This is a genomic window from Sphingomonas sp. URJC2, from assembly GCF_059803575.1.
Map to the genome: position 1 here is coordinate 78,221 of NZ_JAPFGX010000001.1, position 26,501 is coordinate 104,721.

Sequence of the window (26,501 nt, forward strand, 5' to 3'; positions counted from 1 at the left end):
CCCGGCTTGAAAATGCTCTACAGCCTGACCATCCGCAGCCCGCGCTCGCCATAGCGCGGGCCAGCCGCAGCGCCGGGCGGTACGGCGGCTGAAAGCTCGGCGAGATCGGCCGCGCTCAGTTCCAGATCGGCGGCGGCGACGCTGTCGCGCATCGTTTCGCGCCGCTTGACGCCGGGGATCGGCACGATGTGCGGCCCCTGCGCGATCAGCCAGGCGAGCGCGACCTGCGCCAGGCTTGCGCCGACGCGCGCCGCAACCGTGCCGATGGCATCGACGATGCGCAGATTGGCCAGCAGATTTTCGTCCGAATAGCGCGGATCATTGTGCCGCCAGTCGCCTTCGGGCAGGTCGGCCCGGCTGCGGATCTGGCCGGTCAGGAATCCACGCCCGAGCGGTGAATAGGGCACAAAGCCGATGCCGAGTTCGGCGCAGGTGGGCAGAATGTCGCTCTCGACATCGCGTTCCCACAGCGAATATTCGCTTTGCAGCGCGGTGACGGGGTGCACCGCCGCCGCCCGGCGCAGCGTCGCGGGTCCGGCTTCCGACAGGCCGATATGTCGGATCTTGCCGGCGCGGACGAGGTCGGCAAGCGTGCCCATCACCTCCTCGATCGGCACCGCCGGGTCGACCCGGTGCTGATAATAAAGATCGATGGTGTCGATGCCGAGCCGCCTGAGCGAGCCGTCGACCGCGCGGGCGATATTGGCCGGGGTCGAATCCACCCCGGTGATCTGGCCGCCATCGAAGCGGAAACCGAATTTGGTCGCGATCACCAGCCCGTCGCGCCGGTCCCTGATCGCCTCGCCGACCAGTTCCTCATTCTGGAACGGCCCGTAAATCTCGGCCGTGTCGAGGAAGGTGACGCCCAGGTCGATCGCTTCATGGATAGTGCGGATCGCCTCGCCGGGATCGGCCGGTCCGCCATAATTGATGTTGCCGTCGCGGATCATCGGCATGCAGCCGACCCCGATGGCCGATACTTCCAGGCCCTGACCCAGGGTGCGATATTTCACTGGCCTCTCCTTCGCGCTAGGGGTCTTGCCACCATTCATGAGACGGACGGGCATGGCGCGCAAATTTTTCGGGACGGACGGCATTCGCGGCCGGGTGAATACCGATCGGATGACGGCGGCGATGGCGATGCGGGTGGGCATGGCGGCGGGCGCGCATTTCCTGCGCGGCGACCATATCCACCGCGTGGTGATCGGCAAGGACACCCGCCTGTCGGGCTATATGATCGAACCGGCGCTGGTCGCGGGCTTCACCAGCGTGGGCATGGACGTGGTGCTGGTAGGGCCGATGCCGACACCGGCGGTGGCGATGCTCACCCGTTCGATGCGCGCCGATCTGGGGGTGATGATTTCGGCCAGCCACAATCCCTTTGCCGACAATGGCATCAAGCTGTTCGGCCCCGATGGCTATAAGCTGTCCGACGATGACGAACTGGCGATCGAGGCGCTGCTCGACGCCGACCCGTTGCTGGCCGCGGCCGAGCGGACCGGGCGGGCGCGGCGCGTCGACGATGCGCAGGGGCGCTATATCCATGCGGTCAAATCGAGCTTTCCCGAGGGGTTGCGGCTCGACGGGCTGAAGGTCGCGGTCGATTGCGCGAATGGCGCCGCCTACAAGGTCGCGCCCGCTGCCCTGTGGGAGCTGGGGGCCGAGGTCGTACCGCTGGGCGTGCAGCCCAATGGCACCAACATCAACCAGGCCTGCGGGTCGACCGCGCCGCAGACATTGCAGGAAACCGTGGTCGCCAGCGGCGCGCATATCGGCCTGGCGCTTGACGGCGATGCCGACCGGCTGATCGTGGTCGACGAGGCCGGGCGGATCATCGATGGCGACCAGCTGATGGCGCTGATCGCGACCAGCTGGGCCCGGGCGGGCAAGCTGCGCGGCGGCGGGCTGGTGGCGACCGTCATGTCCAATCTGGGGCTGGAACGCCGGCTGGCGGCCGAGGGGCTGACGCTGGAGCGGACCAAGGTCGGCGACCGCTATGTCCTTGAACGGATGCGCGCGGGCGGCTTCAATGTCGGCGGCGAGCAATCGGGCCATATTATCCTGTCCGATCATGCGACGACCGGCGACGGGCTGGGCGCGGGGTTGCAGGTGCTGGCCGAGCTGGTCCAGTCCGGCCGCCCGGCCAGCGAGCTGCTGCGCCAGTTCGAACCGGTGCCGCAGCTGCTCAAGAATGTCCGCTTCGGCGGCGGCCGGCCGCTCGACGATGCGCGGGTCAAGGCGGCGATCGCATCGGCCGAGGCCGAGCTGGACGGCAAGGGCCGGCTGGTGATCCGCCCGTCGGGCACCGAGCCGCTGATCCGCGTGATGGCCGAAGGCGATGATGCCGGCCAGGTGGAACGGGTGGTCGACAGCATCTGCGCGGCCGTGGCGGAGGTCGCCTGATGCTGGCGATGCGCCCCGATTGCGAACGCTGCGGCACCGACCTGCCGGCCGATGCGCCGGGGGCGTTCATCTGCTCGTTCGAATGCACCTTCTGCGCCGAATGCGCCGACAGCCTTGACGAGCATTGCCCGAATTGCGGCGGCGAATTGCTCGACCGGCCGACGCGCACCGGGACGGCGCTGGCGCGCCATCCGGCCGATACGCAGCGCCGGTTCGCCGGGTGATCCCGCGCATCCTGATCATCGCCGGGTCGGATTCGGGCGGTGGTGCGGGCATCCAGGCCGATATCCGCACGGTGACGATGCTGGGCGGTCATCCGATGACCGCGATCACCGCCATCACCGCGCAGAACACGTGCGGCGTCGATGCGGTGCTGCCGGTGCCGTCCGAGATGATCGTCGCGCAGATCGACGCGGTGATTGGCGATATCGGCGTCGATGCGGTCAAGATCGGCATGATCGGATCGGCCGACGCCGTCGATGCGGTCGCGGCGAGGCTGGCCGGGCTGGCGGTGCCGCTGGTTCTTGATCCGGTGATGGTGGCAACCAGTGGTGCGCGGCTGGCCGATGCGGCGACGGTCGCCGCGCTTGGCCGGTTGATGGCGCTGGCGACGGTCGTGACCCCCAATCTGCCCGAACTGGACACGCTGGGCGGCGAAGCGGCGGTGCTTGGCCATGGCTGCCTGCTCGCGGCGAAGGGCGGGCATGGCGCGGGCGACATGGTCATCGACCGGCTGATCGGGCCGGGTGGCGAGCTGGCGCGGGTCGAAGCGCCGCGGATCGCCACGCGCCACAGCCATGGCACCGGCTGCACCTTTGCCGCCGCGCTGGCGACCGGGCTGGGGGCAGGGCTGTCGGCAGAACGAGCCTTTGTGCGCGCGGTCGATTTCGTGCGCGCCGCACTTGCCGCCGCGCCGGGGCTGGGGCGCGGTCACGGGCCGCTCGGCCATGCGCTGGGCGCGGTGCCGTTCGATCTGATCGGCAGGGGCTGAACCAATGCCCGATCTGGTGCATGAACAGGCCTGCCCCGCGCCCGTTGCCGGGGTCGACGAAGCCGGGCGCGGGCCGCTGGCCGGGCCGGTGGTCGCCGCCGCGGTCATCCTGCCCGCCAGCAGGCTGCCCGACGGAATCGACGATTCCAAGCGGTTGACCGCATCGCGCCGCGCGGCGCTGGCCGATGCCATCCGCGCCTGTGCCGATGTCGGGCTGGGCATCGCCGAGGTCGAGGAGATTGACCAGCTCAACATCCTTGCCGCGACGATGCTTGCCATGACCCGCGCGGTCACGGCGCTGGGCGCAACGCCGGCGTTCGTGCTTGTCGATGGCAACCGGCTGCCGCGCTGGGACTGGCCGTCGCGCGCGCTGGTCGGCGGCGACCGGCTGAGCCTGTCGATCGCGGCAGCGTCGATCATCGCCAAGCATGAGCGCGACCAGATGATGATCGCGGCCGACCGGGCCTATCCCGGTTACGGCTTTGCCGCGCACAAGGGCTATGGCTCGGCCGTGCATATGGCCGCGCTGCGCACGCTCGGCCCGACGCCGCTGCACCGGACGAGCTTTGCCCCGGTGGCGGCGGCGCTGCAGGACGTGGCGGGGGCCGGCTGAGGAGCGGCTTTTTTCGTCGCTGCGCGCATTCATTCAGGCGTGAGTCTTTTGGGCCACACCACAAGCCGTTGAGTCCCGCGAGTCGCGGCGGACTCAATCGGTTGTGGCCGCCGCCACCAGCGCCGCACAGGGCTGCTTTGTTCTCTGCCTGTTCCGGGTTGACCGCCGAGTCGCGGTGACTCATGCCGGTGTCAACACCGGATGCAGGAACATTTTATGGGCGTTTTGACGAAGATCGAACGGCGCGGTCGCGCGCGCACGCAACAGGCGCGTGACGCCGCACCCGTCCTGCCGCTCGACCAGATCCTGATGGACGACTGCATCGCCGCAATGCGCGCGCTGCCGGCGCGCAGCGTCGACATGATCTTCGCCGATCCGCCCTACAATCTTCAGCTGGGCGGCGACCTCTACCGGCCCGAGGGCGGCCGGGTCGATGCGGTCACCAATGACTGGGACCGGTTCGACACGTTCGAGGCCTATGACCGTTTCACCCGCGCCTGGCTGGCCGAAGCGCGGCGAATCCTGAAGGACAATGGCACGATCTGGGTGATCGGCAGCTATCACAACATCTTCCGCGTCGGCGCGGCGATCCAGGATGCCGGCTACTGGATCCTCAACGACATCATCTGGCGCAAGGCCAATCCGATGCCCAATTTCAAGGGCACGCGCTTTACCAATGCCCATGAAACGCTGATCTGGGCGTCGAAGAGCGAGGATGCGCGCTACACCTTCAACTACCGGGCGATGAAGACGCTCAATGACGAGCTGCAGATGCGTTCCGACTGGGTGCTGCCGATCTGCGCCGGGCAGGAACGGTTGAAGCGCGGCGGCACCAAGGCGCATCCGACGCAGAAGCCCGAGGCGCTGCTCTACCGGGTGCTGCTCGCCTGCACCAAGCCGGGCGATGTCGTGCTCGATCCGTTTTTCGGCACCGGCACCACCGGCGCGGTTGCCAAGCGGCTGGGGCGGCACTGGATCGGGATCGAGCGCGAGGCCGATTATGTCGAGGTTGCGCGCGAACGCATCGCCGCGGCGCTGCCGCTCGATGAATCGGCGCTACGCACCATGCAGTCGCCGGCCGCCGCGCCGCGCGTCGCGTTCGGCCTGCTGGTTGAAACCGGGATGATCCGCCCCGGCACCGTGCTGACCGATGCCAAGCGCCGCTTCCGCGCCACCGTGGGCGCGGACGGATCGCTGGTCAGCGACGCGGCGAGCGGATCGATCCACCGGCTGGGGGCGATCCTGCAGGGCGCGCCGTCATGCAATGGCTGGACCTTCTGGCATTATGAGGCGGAAGACGGGCTGAAGCCGATCGACGCGCTGCGCCAGACCTATCTGCTCGCCACCCAGCCCTGAGCCGGTCCGTGACGCTGCGCCATTATCTGCGCCCGACCGGGTTCGTCGACACGCCGGTCGGGTTTGACGGGCAGGTCACCCGGCTGGCCGGCGGGCTGGTGTGGCACAGCGCCTATGAACTGACGGTCGTTCAGGATGGGCGCATCACCGCGCGCCGGCTGGTGCCGGTGGCAGAGGCCGATGCGCTGCCCGATGCGGTGCAGCCGGTCAGGGCCGCGCTGGCCGCGCCGCGCCCGCCGCTCCAGCTTGGCGAGCGCACGATCCGGTTCGATCAGCCGCAGGTGGCGGCGATCCTCAATGTCACGCCCGACAGTTTTTCCGATGGCGGCGTCCATGCCGGCGACCCCGAAGCGGCGGCCTCGGCCGGCGTCATGGCGGCGGCGGCGGGGGCGGCGCTGGTCGATGTCGGCGGGGAATCGACCCGCCCCGGCGCAGAGCCGGTGTGGGAGGGGGATGAGATCGCCCGCGTGGTGCCGGTGATCGAACGGCTCGCCCGTGCCGGGGTCGCGGTGTCGGTCGATACCCGCAACGGCGCGGTGATGGCGGCGGCGCTCACCGCCGGGGCGGTCATCGTCAACGATGTGTCGGCGCTGCTCGGCGATGATCGCGCGCTTGGTACGGTGATCGCTGCGGGCTGCCCGATCGTACTCATGCATGCCGGCGATCCGCGCGATCTGCACCGGCAGACGCTGGGCGCGCAGCCCCTGTTGCAGCTGTTCGACTGGCTGGCGGCGCGAGTGGCGGCGGTCGAAGCCGCGGGCGTGCCCCGGTCGCGCATCCTCGTCGATCCGGGCATCGGCTTTGGCAAGACGCTGGCCGATAATCTGGCGATCCTGAACGGGCTGGCGCTGCTGCACGGCATTGGCTGCCCGCTGTTTCTGGGCGCCAGCCGCAAGCGGATGATCGGCGCGCTGTCGAACGAGGCCCCGGCCGACCAGCGGCTTGGCGGATCGGTCGCGCTGGCGCTCAAGGGCGTGGAGCAGGGCGCGCAGATCGTGCGGGTTCATGACGTCGCCGAAACCGTGCAGGCGCTGCGCGTGTGGCGCGGGCTGCGCGATCAGGCCCTTAGCCAGAGTTTCGGCGCGGCGATCTGATCGCCGGTCAGGCGGCGGCGTCGCCGATGCCGAGTTCGCCGAGCTTGCGGTACAGCGTCGAGCGGCCAATCCCCAGCCGCCGGGCAACCTCGGTCATCCGCCCCCGATAATGGCCGATGGCCAGCCGGATCACATCGGCCTCGATCGCTTCCAGATTGCGGATATGGCCATCGGGTTCGAACAGGGTGACGCCGATCCCGCCCTGCGGCGCGAGCGGCTGGGGCAGGCCGTCCATCGTGTGCAGCGCGATCTGCGGGAAATCGGCCGATGTCAGCGCATCGCCGTCGCACAGCACCGCGGCGCGGAACAAGGCGTTCTGCAGCTGGCGGACATTGCCTGGCCAGTCATAGGCCATCAGCAGCGCCAGCGCCTCGTCGGTGATGCCCAGGCTGCGCATCCCCGGCTGGCCGGCGATCCGAGTCAGCATATGGCGGGCAAGGGCAGGGATGTCGCCCTTGCGCTCGCGCAGCGGCGGGATCGTCACCTGCACGACGTTCAGCCGGTAATAGAGATCCTCGCGGAACCGCCCGGCGGCGACCTCGTCGACCAGCTTCTTGTTGGTCGCGGCGATCACGCGGACATCGACATCGCGGGTGACGCGCGCGCCGATCGGCTGGATCTCGCCCGATTGCAGCACGCGCAGCAGCTTGACCTGCGCCTCGAGCGGCAGCTCCCCGACCTCGTCGAGGAACAAAGTGCCGCCATCGGCTTCCTGAAACCGGCCGATCTTCCGTTCAAACGCGCCGGTGAACGCGCCGCGTTCATGGCCGAACAGCTCGGATTCGACGAGATTGCCGGGAATGGCACCGCAATTGACGGCGACCAGCCCCTTTTTGGCGCGCGGGCTGGCGGCGTGGATCGCCTCGGCCACCACTTCCTTGCCGACGCCGCTTTCGCCCTCGACCAGCACCGGCACCCGCGCGCGCGCCGCCTTGGCGGCAATTGCCAGCGCGGCACGGAATTGCGGCGCGGAGCCGACAATCTCGTCAAAGCCGAGCGCGACATTGATCTTTTCGGTGAGCGGGCGCAGCTCGCCGACATTGGCGCGGCTGGCCGTTGCGGCATCGAGCGCTGCGAGCAGCCGGTCGGGCGCGATGGGCTTGATCAGATAATCGCTCGTGCCGGCGCGCATCGCCGCCACCGCCACGTCGATCGAGCCATGCGCGGTCAGCAACAGGATCGGCAGCGCCGGGCGGCGGGCGTGCAGCGTGGCGATCAGATCGATTGTCTGTTCGCCGGGGCCATATTGGTCGATCAGCACCGCATCGAGCAGCATCCCGTCCTGCGTCGCCAGAATGTCGAGCGCGGCCGCGCCATCGGCGGCGAACAGCGTGCGCCAGCCGGCACGGCCGGCAATGGCGCCGACCAGACGCCGCTGGGCCGGTTCGTCATCGACCAGCATCAGCATCCGTGTGTCGCCTCGGGCCATCTGTTCCTCGTTGCTGCGTCAGAACTGTCCAGCCCTGATACAGTCGGCACCGTAAAGGGGGTGTTAAGCGCGGTCCAAAACGGGCCTTGCGGTGGCGCGGCCTTGCTGGCTAAGACCGTGCGACACGTGCAACGAAATGGAATGAAAATGGCGATCAACGGCGACATCCAGGCGCAACAGAAAACCTATTCGGGCTTTATCGGCCTGGTGAAGTGGGGCACGGTGCTGGTGGTGATCGTGACGGCCGTGGTCGTCGGCCTGGTGGCGGGCTGAGGCCTTGACCCGGATCGCCGTCCTCAATGAGCATGCGGACGGCGAGAAGCGCGTCGCCGCAACCCCCGAAACCGTCAAGAAGTTCACCGGCCTCGGCGCGGCGGTGACGGTGGAGACCGGTGCAGGTGCCGGCGCCCAGATCGCCGATGCCGATTATGCCGCCGCCGGCGCGACCATCGCGTCGCGCGGCGAGGCGATTGCCGGTGCCGACATCCTGCTCGGCGTGCAGGGGCCGCCGCCCGACAGCCTTCAGGGCGTGAAGCCCGGTGCGCTGCTGGTCGCGGGTCTCAACCCGTTCGGGGAGCGGGCGCGCGTCGATCAATATGCCGCGCTGGGCGTCGAGGCGCTGGCGATGGAGTTCATGCCGCGCATCACCCGTGCGCAGTCGATGGACATTCTGTCGTCGCAGTCGAACCTGGCCGGATACAAGGCGGTGCTCGATGCTGCCGCCGAATATGGCCGTGCCTTCCCGATGATGATGACGGCGGCGGGCACGGTGTCCGCGGCCAAGTTGTTCGTGATGGGCGTCGGCGTTGCCGGGCTGCAGGCGATTGCCACCGGCCGCCGGCTGGGCGCGCAGGTGTCGGCGACCGATGTGCGGTCCGCGACCCGCGAACAGATCATGTCGCTGGGTGCCAAGCCGATCTTCGTTGAGAATGTGAAGGGCATCGAGGGCGAAGGCTCGGGCGGCTATGCCACCGAAATGTCCGATGAATATAAGGCGGCGCAGGCGGAGCTGGTGTCCGCGCACATCGCCAAGCAGGACATCGTCATCACCACCGCTTTGATCCCCGGCCGCGCCGCGCCGCGGCTGATCAGCGATGCGCAGGTTGCCTCGATGAAGCCGGGCAGCGTCATCGTCGATCTCGCGGTCGAACAGGGCGGCAATGTCGAGGGCGCGGTTGCCGGGGAAATCGTGGTGCGCCACGGCGTCAAGATTGTCGGCCACAGGAACGTGCCCAGCCGGCTTGCCGCCGATGCCTCGGCGCTGTTCGCGCGCAACCTGTTCAACTTTCTGTCCGCCTTCTGGGACAAGGACAGCAAGGCCCCGGTGCTGCCCGATGACGACGAGATCACCCAGGCCATCCGCCTGACGCGCGGCGGCCAGGTGGTCAACGCAAGGCTGCTCGGGTGAGCGGAGCGCGTGCGGCGATGATGGCCGTGTCCCGTCCCGATCCTGCGGGGCGGGCAGCGCGCTGTCGCGCTGGCGGTCAGCGCCTTTTTTCGATCAATCCGGCTGCGGAGCACGCCCGATGACCTTCATTTCGATCCTCTCGATCTTCGTGCTGGCCTGTTTCGTCGGCTATTATGTCGTCTGGTCGGTCACCCCGGCGCTGCACACGCCGCTGATGGCGGTGACCAACGCGATCTCCTCGGTGATCGTGGTCGGCGCGCTGATCGCGGGCGCGGCCGGCGGCAGCGCGGTGTCGAAATGGCTGGGGCTGCTGGCCGTCGTGCTCGCCTCGGTCAACATCTTTGGCGGCTTTGCCGTCACCGAGCGGATGCTCGCCATGTACAAGAAGAAGGACCGGTAAGCGCCATGCATGAAGCCGCACCGGTCAATCCGCTCGTCGCGCTCGCCTATCTGATCGCGGGCATCTGTTTCATTCTCGCGCTGCGCGGCCTGTCCAGCCCGTCGACCAGCCGGGCGGGCAACCGCTATGGCATGGTGGGCATGGCGCTCGCGGTGGGGACCACGCTGTGGCAGCATCATGATGCCGGGCTGATCGAGATTGCGGGTGCCATCGGCATCGGCGCGGTCATCGGCATCGTGATGGCGCGGCGGATCGCGATGACGGCGATGCCTCAGCTCGTCGCCGCCTTCCACTCGCTGGTCGGCCTTGCTGCCGTGCTGGTCGCGGCGGCGGCGTTCCTCAACCCGGAGGCGTTCGGCATCACCGACGCGGCCGGCCGCATCCTTGCCGTCAGCCGGATCGAAATGGGGCTGGGCGTTGCCATCGGTGCAATCACCTTTTCCGGGTCGGTGATCGCGTTCCTGAAGCTCAACGGCAACATGTCGGGCGCGCCGATCCTGCTGCCGGCGCGGCATCTGCTCAATCTCGCCATCGGCGGCGCGATCATCGGGCTGATCATCGCCTTCACGCTCAGCGAAGGCGCGGCCTCGGGCGGCGGTCAGCTGTTCTGGTGGATCACCGCGCTCGCCTTCGTCATCGGTTTCCTGCTGATCATCCCGATCGGCGGCGCGGACATGCCGGTCGTCGTCTCCATGCTCAATAGCTATTCCGGCTGGGCGGCGGCAGCGATGGGCTTCACGCTCGGCAATTCGGCGATGATCATCACCGGTGCGCTGGTCGGCAGCTCGGGCGCGATCCTCAGCTACATCATGTGCAAGGCGATGAACCGCAGCTTCATTTCGGTGATCGCTGGCGGCTTCGGTGCCGATGCGGGAGCGGGCGGCGCGGGTGCGGCCAAGATCGACCGGCCGTGGAAGCGCGGCTCGGCCGAAGACGCCGCCTTCCTGATGGGCGAGGCCGAAAGCGTCATCATCGTCCCCGGGTATGGCATGGCGGTCAGCCAGGCGCAGCACGCGCTGCGCGAAATGGGCGACAAGCTCAAGGAAAAGGGCGTCTCGGTCAAATATGCGATCCACCCGGTCGCCGGGCGCATGCCGGGGCACATGAACGTGCTGCTGGCCGAAGCCAACGTGCCCTATGACGAGGTGTTCGAGCTGGAGGACATCAACTCCGAATTCGCCCAGGCCGATGTCGCCTTTGTCATCGGCGCGAACGACGTCACCAACCCGGCGGCCAAGACCGACAAGACCTCGCCAATCTATGGCATGCCCGTCCTCGACGTCGAAAAGGCCAAGACCGTGCTGTTCGTGAAGCGCTCAATGGGCGGGGTCGGCTATGCCGGCGTCGACAATGAGGTCTTCTACCGCGACAACACGATGATGCTGCTCGCCGACGCCAAGAAAATGGTCGAGGAAATCGTCAAGTCGCTCGACTGAGGCGCGGTCTTGCCGCCCCACCCCCCGTCTCGCCTGAAACCGCATCCGGTTCGGATGCGTGGGCTGACAGATCGTTCATGCCGCGCCAGTCTTGCCCGGCAATGCGGGGAACGGGATGATGGCGGGCGGAGACCTGATCGGCTTGCCCGAGCGGCAGCAGGGCGGCCTTGATGCCGAGGCCCCATGGTCGGATGCACCGGCGGTGATCGTGGTCGCGGACCGGGGCGAGGCGCGGGCGCTGACCGCGCATCTTGTCGCCGATGCCGGGGGCCGTGTGGTCGGCACCGCTGCCCTGTCGGAAGGCCGCGCCCGGCTCGATGCGCAGGTGCGCGCGGCCGCCGCGGTCATCGAGCTGGATGGCTGGGCCGGAGCCTGGGGCCCCGAACTTCTGCAATGGGCGGACGAGGCCGCGCGGAGCGGGCGGCTGCGCGCGGTGGTGTGCTTTCCGGCCCCGCTCATCGACACGGTGATGGCAACGATCACCGCCCGCGAGGTCGAGCTGCTGTGCGATCCGTCGCCGTTCGACCGGCTGGCGGCGCTGCGATCGGCGCTGTTTCCCGCGCGGGAGCGTTTGTTCGAACAGGGGCTGCGCCACGAAGCCGAGCGGCTGAGCCGGCTGAGCGACGAGACCGCGCGGATCGCGGCCGCGCTGGCCGACATGTCGGGGATGCTGAGAAACGGGTCGGCGGATGTGCCCGATGCGCCGCCACGCCTTGCCGCCCGGCACGTCCGCGCGATGATCCGGCTGCGCCGGCTGCGCGGGCAGGGGTTCAGCGATGCCCTGTTCGCCGATCCCGCCTGGGACATGATGCTCGATCTGCTTGCCGCCCGGCTGGAAGGCGTATCGGTGGCGGTATCGAGCCTGTGCATCGCCGCCAATGTGCCGTCGACGACCGCGCTGCGCTGGATCCGGATGATGACCGATCACGGCCTGCTGGTGCGCCGCGCCGATCCCGACGATGGCCGCCGGATCTTCATCGATCTGTCCGAACCGGCGCTGGCCGGGCTGCTGCGATGGTTCGAGCAGGCGCATGAACTGGGCTGGCGGCCGGACTGACGGTCCCGCGCGATCAGGCCAGATCGCTGTTTTGATGGTGGGCGGTGACGGGTTCGAACCGCCGACCCTCTCGGTGTAAACGAGATGCTCTACCAACTGAGCTAACCGCCCGGCGCCTTGCCTAGGTACACTGCCGCCGCTCCTGCCCGATCATGACCTGCCGGGCAAGTGCGGCGGCCGGTGCGGCCGCTGGTTCCCCCCGGCTCATCGCCCCGGCACAGCCGGGGGAGAGCGGGGGGCACGATCAGAACTTGAACCGGGCGCCGAAATAGAATTGGCGTCCGAAATGGTGGTAGACGCTCAGCCGGTCGGCGGCACTGTCGATGAACTGGTCGATATATTCATCGGTCAGGTTGATCGCCTCGAAGGTCAGCGTGACATTCTCGGTCAGCTTCAGAGAAGCTGCGGCATCGATGTTGATCGTGCCCTTGGTGCCTTCGACATCGTTGAAGGTCGGCCGCCCCGAGCTGGCGTTGAAGTTCGGTGCGGAGCCGACCGGCACGCCGTTGCGGCCCGGCACATTGGTCAGGAAGCCCGAACGATAGGCCACCGACCCGCGGATCGAGAAGCGCTTGTCCTCGTAATAGAGCGTGCCGTTCGCCCCGTGCCGCGACAGATTGACCAGCGGCTGGACGATCACCGGCGCGCCGACAGCGGTCGACAGCGGATATTCGATGTCCGAATCGACGAAGGTGTAGTTCGCCTGGATGCCGAAGTTGGACAGGAAACCCGGCAGGAAGCGGAACGGTGCCTGGAAGCCGATTTCGATCCCCTTGAGCTCGCCACCCCGGCTGTTGACCGGCTGGGTGACTTGGAACAGGTCGGTCGGAAGCACGCCGGTGCCGTCAAGCAGCGCGTTGGGCAGGCCCAGCTGGTTGAACGGCAGCGCCTGGGTGGAGGTGGCAACGAAGCTTGAGATGTCCTTGTAGAACAGCCCCACAATCAGCGCGGATTCCGGTGCAAAATACCATTCGAGCGACATGTCGACATCGGTCGCCTCGATCGGATCGATGAACGGGTTGCCGAAGTTGAGCGTGCGGTTGCCGCCGCTGATCGAGAAGGCGCCGCCCGGATTGACGGTGCCGATATCGGGGCGAGCCAGCACCTTCGCGGCCGCGACACGGCCGATCAGCCCTTCGGCAAACTCGATGCTGACATTGGCCGAGGGCAGCCAATTGTCATAGCTGCGGGTCACTTCGACCAGCTGGAAGCCGGTCGGCGTGTTCGTATAGCCGGTCGAGTTCTGGCGGGTCTCGACCCAGCGGACGCCGGCATCGGCCTTGACCTTCAGGCCGGCGACCTCGCCGTTGAACACTGCCTGGGCAAAAAAGCCCAGATCGCGCTCATCGACCGTGCGGAAGCTGCCGCGCGCCGACGGGTTGGTGATGCCCGTGAGTGCAAACCGCCCGGTGTTCGAATAGATGCCGAGCGCGCGCTCGAACGCGTCGATGTCGGGCGCGGCGAAGGTGCGCGGCGAGCCGTTGAGCGGCGTCCCGCGGCTGAACGAGTAGGGCGTGGTCAGCCCGGGCAGCTGACCGGGCGCGAGCAGGCCGGCGACGTCGGTTTCGAGCGCGCGGCGGAACTCCTGCGATCCGAAGCCATAGCGTTTGTAATCGCCGCCCAGCCGCAGCTTGACCGTGTCGAGCGCGTCCCATTCGGCCTGCACGCGGCCGACGCGGAAATCATTCTGCACGAACTGCGGCCGCAGGCGGATTTCGCCCAGCGTATAGGCCGCGGCATTGGCGGGATCGAAGCTGCCATAGCCGAAGCGCGGGAAACGGCTGTCGCGGAAATCGTAGCTATAGCCCTGGATGTTGTTGGCATCGATGGCGACGGTCGTCTGGATCGGGTTGGAGAAATCCGACTTGGAATAGCCGCCGAGCAGGTCGATGCGGACCCGCTCACCCAGTTCCTGGTGCAGGGTTGCGGTATATTGCTGGAACTCGGTCTCCAGCCGGTCGAACCGCGTTTCGACGCGCACATCGACATTGTTGAACGTGCCGGCGACCAGGCTGTTGGTCGCATCGACGACCGCGCCCGGCAGGATCACGGTCTGCGGCTTGCCGGTGCCCGAGCGGCTGAACGACAGTGCGGAGAGATATTGTTCGGTGCGCTGCGATTTGAAGTTCGCATAGAGCGCATCGAAGGTCAGCAGCGTCTCGTCGCTCGGCTGCCACTGGATCGAGCCGGTCAGGCCCAGACGCTCGGTCTTGTAACGGAAGCTGTCATAGCGCGGGATGCGCGGATGGAAAAAACCGAAGCCGGGCGCGGTCGCGCCAGTCGGGCGGGTCGAGGCGGCGGCGAACCCGCCATTGTCGCTGCCGCGCTCCCAGCGCACCGTCGACGGGCCTTCCTCCAATATCCCGCGTTCGCTGTAGGAGCCGGACAGCAGGATGCCGATCGTGCCATCGGCCAGCTTGGTCGAAAACAGCGCCGACAGGCGCGGATCGACGGCACCCGAAAGGTCGTTGAGACCGACCTGGGCGTTGCCGGCGATCAGCAGATCTTCCTTGTAATCGAACGGCCGCGCGGTCTGCAGGTCGACGGTCGCGCCCAGCGCGCCTTCCTCGACATCGGCCGAGGCGCTCTTGCGGACGGTGATCTGGTTGAACAGTTCGGAGGCGAACACGTTGAAGTCGAACTGGCGGCTGCGATTGGCCCCGCCGCTGGCATCGGCACCGCCGGTCGTCGACAGGCCTTCAATGCCGTTGATGCGCACGCGGGTGAACAGCGGGCCAAGGCCGCGCACCGTGATGTTGCGGCCTTCGCCCTGGTCGCGGGTGATCGCGACGCCGGGGATGCGCTGGATCGATTCCGCCAGATTGTTGTCGGGGAAATCGGCAATGTCCTCGGCCTTGATGACGTCGACGATGCCGATGGATTCGCGCTTTTCGGTCAGCGAGCGGCGCAGCGCTTCGCGGAAGCCGGTGACGACAATGTCAGGGCCCGGCGTGCCGGCGCTATCAGCGGTCTGGGGCTCTTCGGCATCGGGCGCGACTGCCGCCGGTTCGCTGGCCCGTGCCGGGGTGGCCAGCACAAGTGCCAGCGCCGGCAGCGATGCTGCGCCCAGCAGCCCGATCATGCCCCGCGCCCGGTCCGTGCTCGCCTGCTCCGTTCCGGCCCGTTCAGTCCTGCTCAATCGCACGCCCATTCTTGCCTCCCTCCCTGCCCGGATGAACCGGTTGACACCGGTTTCCAAACCCGGCGCGAAAAAGCCGGATTCGTGGCTACGAGACTGGAGAGGTGCAGAAATGATAATCCCCCCTCTGGGCGCCCCACCATTGCTGCGGGGTCGCCCATCTCGACTACCAAACGAAGTAACCGGTGTCATCGGTCTGAAGCCAGCCGCCGCAGCTGTCAAGCCCGTTTGCGCATCAGGGCTGGCTGTGCGCGCGCCCGGCTCAGAGCCGGTAGGCGCGGCGGACCAGCCCGTCGGTCAGCTCATGCGCCAGTTCGGCAGCCTCCCAGTCGGTCAACCGGCCCTCGGCCACCAGCCGCGCCAGAAACGCGCAATCGACGCGGCGGGCGACATCATGGCGCGCCGGGATCGACAGAAAGGCGCGGGTGTCGTCGTTGAACCCGACACTGTTGTAAAAGCCGGCGGTCTCGGTCGTCATCTCGCGGAACCGGCGCATGCCTTCGGGCGAATCGTGGAACCACCAGGCCGGGCCGAGCCTGAGGCACGGATAATGTCCGGCAAGCGGGGCCAGCTCGCGCGCATAGCTGCTTTCATCCAGGGTGAAGACGATGACGGTCAGATCGCTGCGGTTGCCGAACCGGTCGAGCAGCGGGCGCAGCGCCTCGACATAATCGGTGCGGCTGGGGATGTCGGCCCCGCGGTCGCGGCCGAAATGGGTGTGCAGCCAGCGATTGTGATTGCGCACCGCCCCCGGATGGATCTGCATCACCATGCCGTCTTCCACGCTCATCGCCGCCATTTCGGTGAGCATCTGGGCGCGGAACAGTTCGGCATCGGCGGGCGACCAGCGGCCGGTGACGACCCGCCGGAACAGCGCCTCGGCCTCGGCCGGGGGCAGGTCGGCGGTTCGCGCCGTCGGATGGCCATGATCGGTCGCGGTCGCCCCTGCGGCGCGGAAATCGGCGCGGCGCTTGCGGTGCGCGGCCAGATAGCCGCGCCAGTCATGCACATCTTCGCCGGTGATCTGGCCGAACGTCGCGAGTGCCGCGGCAAAATCCTCATGCTCGGGATCGATGACCGCGTCGGGGCGATAGGTGGTGACGACACGCCCCGGCCAGCCGGACGTCTGGATCGCCGCATGATGGGCAAGCGTATCGTGCGGCCCCTCGGTCGTGGCGAGCAGCGCGATATTGAACCGGTCGAACAGCGCGCGCGGGCGGAATTCGGGCCGGGCGAGCGCGGCGGCGATGCAGTCATAATAATGATCGGCCGTATCGGGGCCGAGCAGCACTTGGATCCCGAACAGATCGGCGAACACATGGTCGAGCCACAGCCGCGACGGCGTGCCGCGGAACAGATGATAGTGATCGGCCAGCAGCCGCCATGCCGCGCGCGGATCGGCGGGGGAGGGGCCGCGCCGGCTGGCGACGCCCAGCGCGTCGAGCGGCAACCCCTGGCTGTAGAGCATCCGGTAGAGATAATGGTCGGGCGCGAGCAGCAGCTCGGTCGCATCGCGCCATGGTGCGTTGGTCGCAAACCAGGCTGGATCGGTGTGGCCATGCGGGCTGATGATCGGCAGCCCGGCAATCTCGCGGTAGAGCGCGCGCGCAATCGAACGGGTTGCGGGATCAGCCGGAAACAGCCGGTCCGGATCAAGGCTCAAAGGGCGCGGCATCGTCTTCCTGCGTTGGTTCGTGCATTTCGGGGCCGGACAGCATGTGGGACCGGATGTCGCCACGCCATGGCCGCCAGCTCTGGCTGGTAACCGGTGTCAGATGGGCCTGCAAGCCCTGTCCGCCGCATCGCCCGGCGGCGGGCGCGACCAGCTTTGCCAGTGCGGCCTGCCGGGGCTGCCCATCGCCGGATCGGACGTCTCCGCTATTGACACCGGTTACCGTGATCGGCTCCAAAGGCCACATGACCGATGCCCTGCCCGAGCGCCCCGACCGCGTGACGCCGCAGTCCTGCCGCGACCTGCTGGTCCTTGATCCGCACGACATGGTCGGCGTCGCGCTGGTGACGCTGGCGGCGGGATGCGTCGTGGCCGGGCCGTCCGGCCCGGTGGCGATCCGGGCCGACATCCCGGTCGGGCACAAGGTCGCGCTGCGGCCGGCGGCGGCTGGCGAGGCGGTGATCAAGGGCGGCTTCCCGATCGGGGCGGCGACCGCGCCGATCAGGCCGGGCGATCATGTCCACAGCCATAATCTCGCCACGCGGCTGGGCGGCGTGTCCACCTATGCGTTCAACCCCGCGCCGGTGCGGCCGCTGCCGCGCGTGGCGATGCCCCGGTTTCGCGGCTATCGGCGCGCCGACGGGCGGGCGGCGACGCGCAACGAGATCTGGATCATCCCCACAGTCGGCTGCGTCGCGCGGACGGCAAGCCGGATCGCGGCCATCGCGTCCGCCCGCCATGCCGGGCAGGTCGATGGCGTGCATGCGCTCACCCACCCGTTCGGCTGTTCGCAACTGGGCGACGATCTGGCGGGAACGCGCGACATTCTGGCAAGCCTGGCCTGCCACCCCAATGCCGCCGGGGTGGTGCTGCTCGGTCTGGGCTGCGAATCCAACCAGCTCGACCAGCTGCTGGCGCAAGTGCCGGAGGAGCAGCGCGGGCGCATCCGCGCCGTCCATGCCCAAAGTGAGGCCGACGAGGTGGCCGCCGGTCTGGCGGCGGTCGATGCGCTCGCGCGCATCGCCGCGCTGGCACGGCGGGAGGAGCTTGAATTCGGCGATCTGGTCATCGGCCTCAAATGCGGCGGATCGGACGGGTTTTCCGGCCTGACCGCCAACCCGCTGCTCGGGCGGATCGCCGACCGGCTGGTGGCGGCAGGCGGACGCGCGATCCTGACCGAAATCCCGGAGATTTTCGGCGCCGAACAATTGCTGATGGACCGCGCGGCCGACGCGCATGTGTTCGACGGCATTGTCGGGCTGGTCAACGACATGAAGCGCCATTTCCTCGCCGCCGGCCATCCGGTGTCCGAAAATCCGTCCCCCGGCAACATCGCCGGGGGCATCACCACGCTCGAGGAAAAGTCGCTGGGTGCGGTGCAGAAGGGCGGCCATGCCCGCGTCGCCGATGTGCGCCGCTATGGCGAGCGGGTGCGGCGCGCCGGGCTGACCCTGCTCGAAGCACCGGGCAATGATGCCGTGTCGTCGACCGCACTGGTCGCGGCAGGCGCGACGGTCATCCTGTTCACCACCGGGCGGGGGACGCCGCTCGGCTTTCCCGCGCCCACGATCAAGATCGCGTCGAACAGCGCGCTGGCGCTGCGCAAGCCCGGCTGGATCGATTTCGACGCCGGCCAGGTGCTGGCCGCGGGGCCGGATGCGGCGGCGGACGATCTCGGGCGCTGCATTGCCGATATCGCCTCGGGCGCGCCAACCGCGGCCGAACGGGCCGGGGAGCGCGAAATCGCAATCTGGAAACGGGGCGTGACGCTGTGAGCGGCGTCGGCATCGTCCATTTCGGCCCGGGCGCGTTTCACCGCGCGCATCAGGCCGATTATGTCGACCGGCTGTGCCGCCTCGACCCGCGCTGGGGCATCGCCGCTGCCGCGCTGCGCTCCGCCGGGACCATCGACGCACTGCGCCGGCAACAGGGGCGCTACACCCTCGCCATTCTGGACGAGACGCCCGAATATCGCCCGATCAACGTCCATCGCCGCCTGTTCGGACCCGATGACCGCGCCGGGCTGCGCGCCCAGCTGGCCGAGCCTGGCGTCGCGCTCGTCACCGCGACGGTGACCGAGAAAGGCTATTGCCTCGGCCCGGACGGGCAGGTCGATTTCGGCCATCCCGATATCGTCCATGATCTCGCCCATCCCGACCGGCCGGTCAGCCTGACCGGATGGCTGGTGCTGGCGCTGGCTGACCGGCGCGCGGCCGGATTGAGTCCGTTTTCGGTGCTATGCTGCGACAATATGACCGGCAATGGCCGCAAGCTGCGTTCCGCCGTGCTGGCGCTGGCCGGCCGGCGCGATGCGGAGCTGGCGCAGTGGATCGCCGGCGAGGCGGCGTTTCCCGACACCATGGTCGATTCGATCACCCCGGCGACCGACGATGCGCTGCGCGCGCGGGTGCAGGACGCCTGTGGCTGGGAGGATCGCTGCCCGGTGCAGCGCGAAGCCTATGCCGCCTGGGTGGTAAAAGACATTTTGCCGCCGGGTGCTCCCGATCTGGCGGCGGCGGGGGTGATCCTGACCCGCGATGTCGCGGGGTGGGAGCGCGCCAAGCTGCGCATCCTCAACGGCCCGCATTCGGCGCTTGCCTATCTGGGGCTGCTTGCCGGGCATGAGACAGTGGCCGGGGCGATGGCCGATCCGGCGCTTGCAGCGCTGATCGAACGACTGATCGACGACGAAATCATCCCGGCGACCGCGCCGGGCGCGTTCGACCTGGCCGGCTATGGCCGCGAGATACGCGACCGGTTCCGCAACCCGGCCATCGCCCATCGGCTTGCCCAGATCGCCTGGGACGGATCGCAAAAGCTGCCCTATCGCCTGCTCGACACGATTGCCGAGGCCCTGCGACGGGGCACGCCGTTCGCGCTGCTGGCGCGGGCGGTGGCCGGCTGGATGGTGTTTGTCATCCGCGAAAGCCGGGCGGGGCGGGCGCTTACCGATCCGCTCGCCGCCGAGCTGGCCGCACGGGCGCGGGAGCCGGCGCCGCTGGAGGCGCTGTTGGCCTGCCGGGCGGTGTTTCCCGCCGCGCTGGTCGCCGCCGCCCCGGCGCGCGCCGCGATCCTGCGCGCGGCGTCCGCCCTTGCCGACGACGCCGGGCTGGCGATAGGCAGTTGATTATGACACCGGTTTCCAATAGCTGATCGGGAAAGCGGAGGAGGATACGTGCAGGAACTGCCCATTGGCGATCCCGCCGACATTGCCGGCCGGTTTCTCGCGGCCAGGCGCGCGGCCGCGCCGCTGGCCGATTATCCGGGGTGCCAGCCGGTCGACCTGACCGAGGCCTACCGGATTCAGGACCATGCGATTGCCGGCTGGGGCCATGAGGTCATCGGCTGGAAGGTCGGCAGGGTGCTGCCGCCGCTGTCCGACACGCTCGGCACCGAGCGGCTGGCCGGGCCGATCTTCGCCGCGACGGGGGCAGCAACCGGCGAGGCGGTGGCGATGCCGGTGTTCAGCGGCGGGTTCGCCGCCGGCGAGGCCGAGTTTCTGCTGCGCATCGGCGCGGTGCCGCCGGCTGGCCAGACGCGGTTCAGTCTGGACGAGGCCGCTGCGCTGATCGACGCCGTGCATGTCGGGATCGAGATTGCCAGCTCGCCGCTCGCCACGATCAACGCGCTCGGGCCGCTGGTGGTGATTTCGGATTTCGGCAACAATAACGGGCTGGTGATCGGCCCGGCGGTGCCCGACTGGCGCACCAGCGGCTTTGAACAATGGGACGTGACCACGCTGATTGACGGCAAGGCCGTGGGACGCGGGCAGGCGGCAGCCTTTCCCGACGGGGCGATCGGATCTGCGCGTTTCCTGTTCGAACTGATGGCCGCGCGCGGCATCGCGCTGCGCCCCGGCCAGTGGATTTCCTCGGGCGCGATCGGCGGCGTGCATGATGCGCGGGCCGGGCAGCGGGTCGAGGCCGATTTCGGCGGGCGGTTCAGCATCGCCTGCGATTTGATCGAAGCGCAGCCAGACCGCGCCTGAGACGGCCGGCCGCGCCAAGGGGAGGGGTTCAGAATGCCGGACACCATGGCCGCCATGCCGGTTCCGAAGATGCCGGTTCCAAAAACGGGGCGACACCGCTGGGTGATCGTTGCGCTGCTGTTTGCGGCGACCGCGATCAACTATGTCGACCGGCAGATGATCGGCCTGCTCAAGCCGACATTGCAGGCCGAGTTCGGCTGGACCGAGACCGTCTATGCCGACATCGTGTTCTGGTTCCAGCTCGCTTACGCGCTCGGCTATGTCGCGTTCGGCAATGTCGTCGACCGGATCGGCGCGCGGCTCGGCTATGCCATCGCCTTCATCATCTGGACGGGGGCGCACATGCTGCATGCCGCGGCAGGCTCGGTGGCGGGCTTTGCCGGTGTGCGGTTCCTGCTCGGCATCGGCGAAAGCGGCAATTTCCCTGCCGGGCTGAAGGCGGTGACCGAATGGTTTCCCAAGCGCGAACGGGCACTTGCAACCGGAATCTTCAACGCCGGCGCAAATGTTGGCGCGATTGTCACGCCGCTGATCGTGCCGGCGCTGACGCTCGCTTATGGCTGGCGCGGGGCGTTCGTCATCACCGGTGCGGTCAGCCTGATCTGGCTGGTCGCCTGGCTGGCGCTCTACCGGCGGCCGCGTGAAAGCCGGCGGCTGTCGGCGGGCGAACTCGCCTATATCGAAAGCGACCCCGCCGATCCGGCGGCGCGCGTCCCCTGGTCGCGCCTGCTCGGGCGGCGCGAGACTTGGGCGTTTGCGGCCGGCAAGTTCCTGACCGACCCGATCTGGTGGATGTTCCTGTTCTGGCTGCCCGATTTTCTGGTCAAGCGCCACGGGCTCGATCTCAAGACCTTCGGGCCGCCGCTGGTGGTGATCTATGTCGTGTCCGACCTTGGCTCGATTGTCGGCGGCTGGATCTCGTCGCGGCTGATCCAGCGCGGCTGGACGATCAACGCGGCGCGCAAGGTGACGATGCTCGGCTGCGCGCTGGCGGTGACGCCGATCTTCTTTGCGCAATGGGTCGACAATCTGTGGGTCGCGGTGGCGATCATCAGCCTCGCCACCGCTGCGCATCAGGCCTGGTCGGCCAATCTCTACACGCTGCCGTCGGACATGTTCCCGCGCAAGGCGGTCGGCTCCGTCATCGGCATCGGCGGCACGGCGGGCGCGGTCGGGGGGATGATCTTCTCGCTCTATATCGGTCAGGTGCTGGAACGGATCGGCACCTACAGCCTGATCTTCATCGTCGCCGGCTCGGTCTATCTGATCGCGCTGGGCATCATCCAGCTGCTCGCCCCGAAGCTGGACGAACCGTCGGGCGACTGAGGCGGGCCGGGGGATGACCCGGAACCGGCATCAGGCGGCAGCCGCCGCTCGCTCACGCGGCGGCGGCAGGAAATCGTCCATGCGCAGCGCCGGGTGCGGATAGACGAACCGATTGGCGGCCATCGGCAGCACAAAGCCCTCGGCCGCGCCCGGCATGAAATAATTGCCCTGATAGATATTGGGGTGGCACAGGTCGGTGCCCTCGGCATAGGCCTCGCCGATCGGCGCATATTTGAGATCGGTGCCGAACACCGCATACATCGCCAGATCGACGAAGTTCATATGCTCGATGGTGCCGCGCAGATGCGTGTCCTGCGCGATGATCGCGAACAGCGAATGGCGGGCATAATAAAGCGCCGCCATGTCCTTCACCACCTGATTGAAATCATGGGCGCCGTCATGGTGGATGATGTGGCGGATGCCATGGGCTTCCAGCATCACATGGCAGACATAGGAGGGCACGTCGCCATGGAATAGCCGCACGCGGCCGACCGCTTCGGGAAAGGTGCGGCGGATCCGTTCATAGGCGAACTGCAGGAAGGGCGGGTTGATGTCGACCAGATCAAGGTCGAAATCAAACTTGCCCATGCACCCGGCGAAAATCGACGACGATCCGCCCATATAGACGCCGACCTCGACCAGACGGTCGAAGCTGCCGTTGAAATCCCGCAGAACATTGACAAGATCGAAATAATATTTGGCCGAGCACTGATCCTCGTAACGAAGATCGGTTTCGGCAATCCGGTCGGCGATCATGTCGAAAATCTTGTTCCTGTTACGGAACATCTCGAACAGGCCGCGCGCCTGAAAGCCGGAGTTAACCCTCACGCCCAGTCGGGCGGCCGGATCAGCCACGTCCTGCAACGACGTGTCGGGATCGATAAACGTTCCAAAGCTGCTCACTGAAACGCCCCTATGCTGTCGCCGGCTGCCGGCCCTGACAGTCTTATAGGCGCGTTAACCATCACGCCGCGGCAAAGGCGGAAAAATCCGGAACCACGGGAATGGACCGCGGCTCAGCAGGCGATCCCGGCGCGGCAGCCGGTCGCCCGCGCGCACGCCCTGCCGCGCCACGGCACCGGGTTCATGATCGCATCGCGGCGTGATCGCGAAGCGGTTTCAGCTCTCGCTTTCGAACCCGATCCGTCCGGCGGCCGCGCCCGACATGATGAAGCCGATGGGGCGTTCGCTCTCTTCCTGCAGGTGCGCGATCAGGCCGGCGGTGCGCGCCAGCAAAGAGATGCCCTTGAGCGCGGCGAGCGGAAAGCCCGCATCGAGCATCACCGCCGGGATCGCGCCATTGACGTTGATCGGCAGCGCGCGGCCAATGGCCTCGGGAAGCACGCGCTCGATCGTGCGCAGCATGGCGATATGCCTGCCCGCCATCCCATGCTCGGCGGCGAGCGCCAGCAGGCGGTGGGCGCGGGGGTCGCCGTCTGAATGCTGCGGGTGGCCAAAGCCGGGGATCGCCTTTTTCTCGGCACGCAGCGCGCGGACCGCAGCGACGGCCGTTGCGGCGGGATCGCCGCCTTCGGCATCGGCCACCACCTGCGCATAGAATCTGCCCGCGACTTCGGCGCTGCCCAAGACGACCGAGCCGCAGCCGAGCAGCCCGGCGGCAACCGCGCCATGAAAGGCCTCGGGGGCCGCGGCATAGGTCATGCGTGAGGCGACGACGCTGGGCACCAGCCCGTGTTCCGCAATCGCGCACAGCACGGCATCGGCGAGCGCCTTCTGCTTCGGGCTGGGCATGTGGCCGGTCACCAGCAGCCAGAAATAGCTGGTGAAATCGACCCGGCCGATCACCTCGCTGCACAGGTCGAGCCCGCGCACCGTGATGCTGGTGGCATCCGAGGTGCAGATCGAGGTGACGGCGTTGTCCTGCTTGCCAATGCGCATGATGCACTCTTTTCGTTATACGAAGTTGATTTCGTTATTCGAAGAATATACCCTGACCATATTGGCAAGGCAAGAAGTTGGGATCGGGCGGATGAAGGCAGGACCTCTCGCGGGCGTTACCGTGCTCGAAATGGGCACCTTCATCACTGGCCCGGCGGCCGGGATGCTGCTCGCAGACCTCGGCGCGGATGTCATCAAGGTCGAGCAGCCGGGCACGGGCGATCCGTTCCGCAGCTTCAAGGGCGGCCTCTATTCGCCGCACTTCCAGACCTATAACCGCAACAAGCGCTCGATCACCATCGACCCCAAGAACCCGGACGATCTTGCGGTGCTCGACCGGCTTGTCGCCGATGCCGATGTGTTCATCCAGAACTTCCGCCCGCGCGTGGCGGGGCGGCTGAATGTCGATGCGGCGCGGTTGCAGGCGATCAACCCGCGGCTGGTCTATGCCTCGATCTCGGGCTTCGGCAACGAGGGGCCGGACCGTGACCGGCCCGCCTTCGACACCGTTGCCCAGGCCGCATCGGGCTTTTTGCGGCTGCTGGTCAATCCCGCGCATCCGCGCGTCGTCGGCCCGGCGATTGCCGATGCGATGACCGGTTTCTATGCCGCGCTCGGCATCCTGGCCGCGCTCAACGAACGGCACCGGACCGGCAAGGGGCGGCTGGTCGAGACCTCGATGTTCGAGGCCATGTGCCATTTCAACCTCGATGATTTCACCCATCTGCTGTCGGCCGATCAGGTGATGGGGCCCTACAGCCGCCCGCACGTGTCGCAGAGCTATGTCTTTGAATGTGCCGACGGCCAATGGATCGCGCTGCACATGTCCTCGCCGCCCAAATTCTGGGAAAATCTGGCGACCGCTGTCGGCCAGCCGGACATGCTCGCGCGCCCCGCCTTTGCCAGCCGCGAGGCGCGCATTGCCCATTATGACGATGTCGTCGCCTTCCTCGCGCCGATCTTCGCCACCCGCCCGCGGGCCGAATGGGCGGCCGAGCTCACCCGGCTCGAAGTGCCCAACTCACCGGTCCATAATTCGGCCGAAGTGCTGGAAAGCGCGCAGGCCAAGGCGCTCGGCATCGAGGTGAGCGACCCCGATGGCCCGCATGGCCCTTTCCGCACCATCCGTTTTCCGCTCAGCTTCGATGGCGAGCGCATGGACAGCGTCACCGCACCGCCCGTATTGGGCGCCGACGACGCGGACATCCGCCGCAGCATCGAAAGGCCTAAGCATGGGACTCGCAGGGGCTGAACCAGGCCGGAAGGAAGCGGGGGCAAAGGACCCCGAATTCCTCTCGACCCTCGAACGCGGCCTGCGCGTGCTGAAGGCGTTCGACGAGGATCATCCGGAGATGACCCTGTCCGAGGTGGCGGCCGTCACCGGCCTGCCCCCGGCGGTGGCGCGGCGGTGCCTGATCACGCTGGTCGAGCTTGGCTATGTCGGGCAGCATGATCGCAAGTTCCTGCTGCGCCCGGCGGTGCTGACGATCGGATCGGCCTTTCTCGCCTCGATGCAGATCGAGCAGGTGGTGCTGCCCCCGTTGCAGGTGCTGCGCGACCAGACCGGAGACAGCGCCAGCCTCGCGGTGCTGGCGGGCACCGACATCCTCTATGTCGCCCATGTCTCGACCGACCGGCGGTTCCGGGTCGCGGCCGGGGTGGGCACGCGCTTTCCGTTCCATGCGACATCGCTCGGCAAAGCGATTGCCGCCTATCTGCCCGACGACGAACGCGCCGTTTTGCTGTCCGGCGCGCCGTTCCAGCGCTTTACCGAGCGCACGGTGACCGACCGGTCGGCGCTCGGCGAGCGGCTGAAGTTGATCACCGAACGCGGTTACGATTCCGCGCTCGACGAACTGGACTATGGCATCGTGTCGGTGGCGGTGCCGATCTTCGGGCGCGACAAGCGGGTGATCGCGAGCATCAACTGCTCGACCTCCACCACCCGCATCTCTCAGGACGAGCTGGTGCGCACCCGCCTGCCTTTGCTGCGCGCCACGGCGGGCGAGATCGAGGCGACGCTCAGGCGCTGGCCGGCGCTGGAAGCCGCGCTCAAGCCCTAGCGGTCAGCGGGGACAGTTTCCCCCGGTCCGGGCATCGCCTGTCCGGCCACCCCCGGATGATCCGACAATGACCCGCGCATGAGCGGGGGGATGAGCCGTGCCCTGTTCGGCGCATGGCGCGCCGGCACTGCCGTCGTTGTTTTCGTATATCGAAGTTGACTTCGCAATGCGAAGTTTATAGATGGGCAGTGTCGGAGGGGACCGAAGAAAGCGAACAGCTTCGCAGG

23 protein-coding genes and 1 tRNA gene are annotated in these 26,501 nt (G+C 67.8%); 17 read left to right on the top strand and 7 right to left on the bottom strand.

What is annotated here, in order from left to right; genetic code table 11:
• Window positions 1-17: 17 nt before the first annotated feature.
• The gene (locus OPU66_RS00375; protein WP_498551618.1) at window positions 18-1,013 is read right to left on the bottom strand and encodes an aldo/keto reductase; all 996 of its coding nucleotides are present in this window, start codon (window positions 1,011-1,013) and stop codon (window positions 18-20) included.
• A 52-nt stretch (window positions 1,014-1,065) separates the two neighbouring features.
• On the opposite strand from OPU66_RS00375, the gene glmM reads away from it, so the two are divergent.
• The 6 genes from glmM (at window position 1,066) to folP (ending at window position 6,457) form a co-directional block, all read left to right on the top strand.
• On the top strand, window positions 1,066-2,403 hold the full coding sequence (glmM, locus tag OPU66_RS00380; protein WP_498551619.1) for a phosphoglucosamine mutase: 1,338 nt from the start codon (window positions 1,066-1,068) through the stop codon (window positions 2,401-2,403).
• On the top strand, window positions 2,403-2,627 hold the full coding sequence (locus OPU66_RS00385; protein WP_498551620.1) for a DUF1272 domain-containing protein: 225 nt from the start codon (window positions 2,403-2,405) through the stop codon (window positions 2,625-2,627). The genes glmM and OPU66_RS00385 overlap by 1 nt, the downstream gene beginning before the upstream one ends.
• Entirely contained in the window at window positions 2,624-3,394 is a 771-nt protein-coding gene (gene thiD, locus OPU66_RS00390; RefSeq protein WP_498551621.1) for a bifunctional hydroxymethylpyrimidine kinase/phosphomethylpyrimidine kinase, read from the top strand. The genes OPU66_RS00385 and thiD overlap by 4 nt, the downstream gene beginning before the upstream one ends.
• Window positions 3,395-3,398: 4 nt before the next feature.
• Window positions 3,399-4,007, top strand: coding sequence for a ribonuclease HII (gene rnhB, locus OPU66_RS00395; RefSeq protein ID WP_498551622.1), 609 nt, complete (start codon window positions 3,399-3,401; stop codon window positions 4,005-4,007).
• Window positions 4,008-4,223: 216 nt separating this feature from the next.
• Window positions 4,224-5,363 (top strand): site-specific DNA-methyltransferase, encoded by a 1,140-nt coding sequence (locus OPU66_RS00400; RefSeq protein WP_498551623.1) that lies wholly within the window; start codon window positions 4,224-4,226, stop codon window positions 5,361-5,363.
• Between the two features lie 14 nt (window positions 5,364-5,377).
• Window positions 5,378-6,457: a dihydropteroate synthase gene (gene folP / locus OPU66_RS00405; RefSeq protein ID WP_498551785.1), complete on the top strand. Its 1,080-nt coding sequence runs from the start codon at window positions 5,378-5,380 to the stop codon at window positions 6,455-6,457.
• Between the two features lie 7 nt (window positions 6,458-6,464).
• Here the strand turns inward: folP and OPU66_RS00410 are convergent, their stop codons facing one another.
• Window positions 6,465-7,886, bottom strand: a complete 1,422-nt coding sequence (locus OPU66_RS00410; protein WP_498551624.1) for a sigma-54-dependent transcriptional regulator — start codon at window positions 7,884-7,886, stop codon at window positions 6,465-6,467.
• Window positions 7,887-8,033: 147 nt separating this feature from the next.
• Here OPU66_RS00410 and OPU66_RS00415 point away from each other — a divergent pair, with 147 nt between their 5' ends.
• The 5 genes from OPU66_RS00415 to OPU66_RS00435 all read left to right on the top strand — a co-directional run bounded on the left by OPU66_RS00415 (window position 8,034) and on the right by OPU66_RS00435 (window position 12,187).
• A complete protein-coding gene (locus OPU66_RS00415) occupies window positions 8,034-8,159 on the top strand; it encodes an aa3-type cytochrome c oxidase subunit IV (protein WP_498551625.1) in 126 nt (41 codons plus the stop codon).
• Between the two features lie 4 nt (window positions 8,160-8,163).
• Window positions 8,164-9,294 (top strand): NAD(P) transhydrogenase subunit alpha, encoded by a 1,131-nt coding sequence (locus OPU66_RS00420; RefSeq protein ID WP_498551626.1) that lies wholly within the window; start codon window positions 8,164-8,166, stop codon window positions 9,292-9,294.
• 118 nt (window positions 9,295-9,412) lie between these two features.
• Window positions 9,413-9,694 carry a proton-translocating transhydrogenase family protein gene (locus OPU66_RS00425; protein WP_498551627.1) on the top strand — a complete coding sequence of 94 codons (282 nt, stop codon included), beginning with the start codon at window positions 9,413-9,415 and terminating at the stop codon, window positions 9,692-9,694.
• Window positions 9,695-9,699: 5 nt separating this feature from the next.
• A complete protein-coding gene (locus OPU66_RS00430; protein WP_498551628.1) occupies window positions 9,700-11,130 on the top strand; it encodes an NAD(P)(+) transhydrogenase (Re/Si-specific) subunit beta in 1,431 nt (476 codons plus the stop codon).
• A gap of 115 nt (window positions 11,131-11,245) precedes the next feature.
• Entirely contained in the window at window positions 11,246-12,187 is a 942-nt protein-coding gene (locus tag OPU66_RS00435; RefSeq protein ID WP_498551629.1) for a hypothetical protein, read from the top strand.
• Window positions 12,188-12,222: 35 nt separating this feature from the next.
• Here the strand turns inward: OPU66_RS00435 and OPU66_RS00440 are convergent.
• The 3 genes from OPU66_RS00440 to uxaC all read right to left on the bottom strand — a co-directional run bounded on the left by OPU66_RS00440 (window position 12,223) and on the right by uxaC (window position 17,001).
• Window positions 12,223-12,298: transfer RNA gene (locus tag OPU66_RS00440), tRNA-Val, on the bottom strand.
• 133 nt (window positions 12,299-12,431) lie between these two features.
• Window positions 12,432-15,269 carry a TonB-dependent receptor gene (locus OPU66_RS00445; protein WP_498551630.1) on the bottom strand — a complete coding sequence of 946 codons (2,838 nt, stop codon included), beginning with the start codon at window positions 15,267-15,269 and terminating at the stop codon, window positions 12,432-12,434.
• A gap of 319 nt (window positions 15,270-15,588) precedes the next feature.
• Complete coding sequence (gene uxaC / locus OPU66_RS00450) at window positions 15,589-17,001, bottom strand: glucuronate isomerase (protein ID WP_498551631.1); 1,413 nt, start codon at window positions 16,999-17,001, stop codon at window positions 15,589-15,591.
• Between the two features lie 242 nt (window positions 17,002-17,243).
• Here uxaC and OPU66_RS00455 point away from each other — a divergent pair, with 242 nt between their 5' ends.
• The 4 genes from OPU66_RS00455 (at window position 17,244) to OPU66_RS00470 (ending at window position 22,312) form a co-directional block, all read left to right on the top strand.
• Window positions 17,244-18,773 carry a UxaA family hydrolase gene (locus OPU66_RS00455; protein ID WP_498551632.1) on the top strand — a complete coding sequence of 510 codons (1,530 nt, stop codon included), beginning with the start codon at window positions 17,244-17,246 and terminating at the stop codon, window positions 18,771-18,773.
• Window positions 18,770-20,125 (top strand): mannitol dehydrogenase family protein, encoded by a 1,356-nt coding sequence (locus OPU66_RS00460; protein WP_498551633.1) that lies wholly within the window; start codon window positions 18,770-18,772, stop codon window positions 20,123-20,125. Before OPU66_RS00455 ends, OPU66_RS00460 begins: the two co-directional genes overlap by 4 nt.
• 48 nt (window positions 20,126-20,173) lie before the next feature.
• The gene (locus tag OPU66_RS00465) at window positions 20,174-20,986 is read left to right on the top strand and encodes a 2-keto-4-pentenoate hydratase (protein ID WP_498551634.1); all 813 of its coding nucleotides are present in this window, start codon (window positions 20,174-20,176) and stop codon (window positions 20,984-20,986) included.
• A 69-nt stretch (window positions 20,987-21,055) separates the two neighbouring features.
• On the top strand, window positions 21,056-22,312 hold the full coding sequence (locus OPU66_RS00470; RefSeq protein WP_498551635.1) for an MFS transporter: 1,257 nt from the start codon (window positions 21,056-21,058) through the stop codon (window positions 22,310-22,312).
• Window positions 22,313-22,342: 30 nt separating this feature from the next.
• Here the strand turns inward: OPU66_RS00470 and OPU66_RS00475 are convergent, their stop codons facing one another.
• Together OPU66_RS00475 and OPU66_RS00480 are read right to left on the bottom strand one after the other, a co-directional pair.
• Entirely contained in the window at window positions 22,343-23,215 is an 873-nt protein-coding gene (locus OPU66_RS00475) for a class I SAM-dependent methyltransferase (RefSeq protein WP_498551636.1), read from the bottom strand.
• Window positions 23,216-23,431: 216 nt separating this feature from the next.
• On the bottom strand, window positions 23,432-24,211 hold the full coding sequence (locus OPU66_RS00480) for a citryl-CoA lyase (protein WP_498551637.1): 780 nt from the start codon (window positions 24,209-24,211) through the stop codon (window positions 23,432-23,434).
• A 91-nt stretch (window positions 24,212-24,302) separates the two neighbouring features.
• Here OPU66_RS00480 and OPU66_RS00485 point away from each other — a divergent pair, with 91 nt between their 5' ends.
• Together OPU66_RS00485 and OPU66_RS00490 are read left to right on the top strand one after the other, a co-directional pair.
• A complete protein-coding gene (locus OPU66_RS00485; RefSeq protein WP_498551638.1) occupies window positions 24,303-25,463 on the top strand; it encodes a CaiB/BaiF CoA transferase family protein in 1,161 nt (386 codons plus the stop codon).
• Entirely contained in the window at window positions 25,444-26,274 is an 831-nt protein-coding gene (locus OPU66_RS00490) for an IclR family transcriptional regulator domain-containing protein (protein WP_498551639.1), read from the top strand. Before OPU66_RS00485 ends, OPU66_RS00490 begins: the two co-directional genes overlap by 20 nt.
• Window positions 26,275-26,501: the final 227 nt, after the last annotated feature.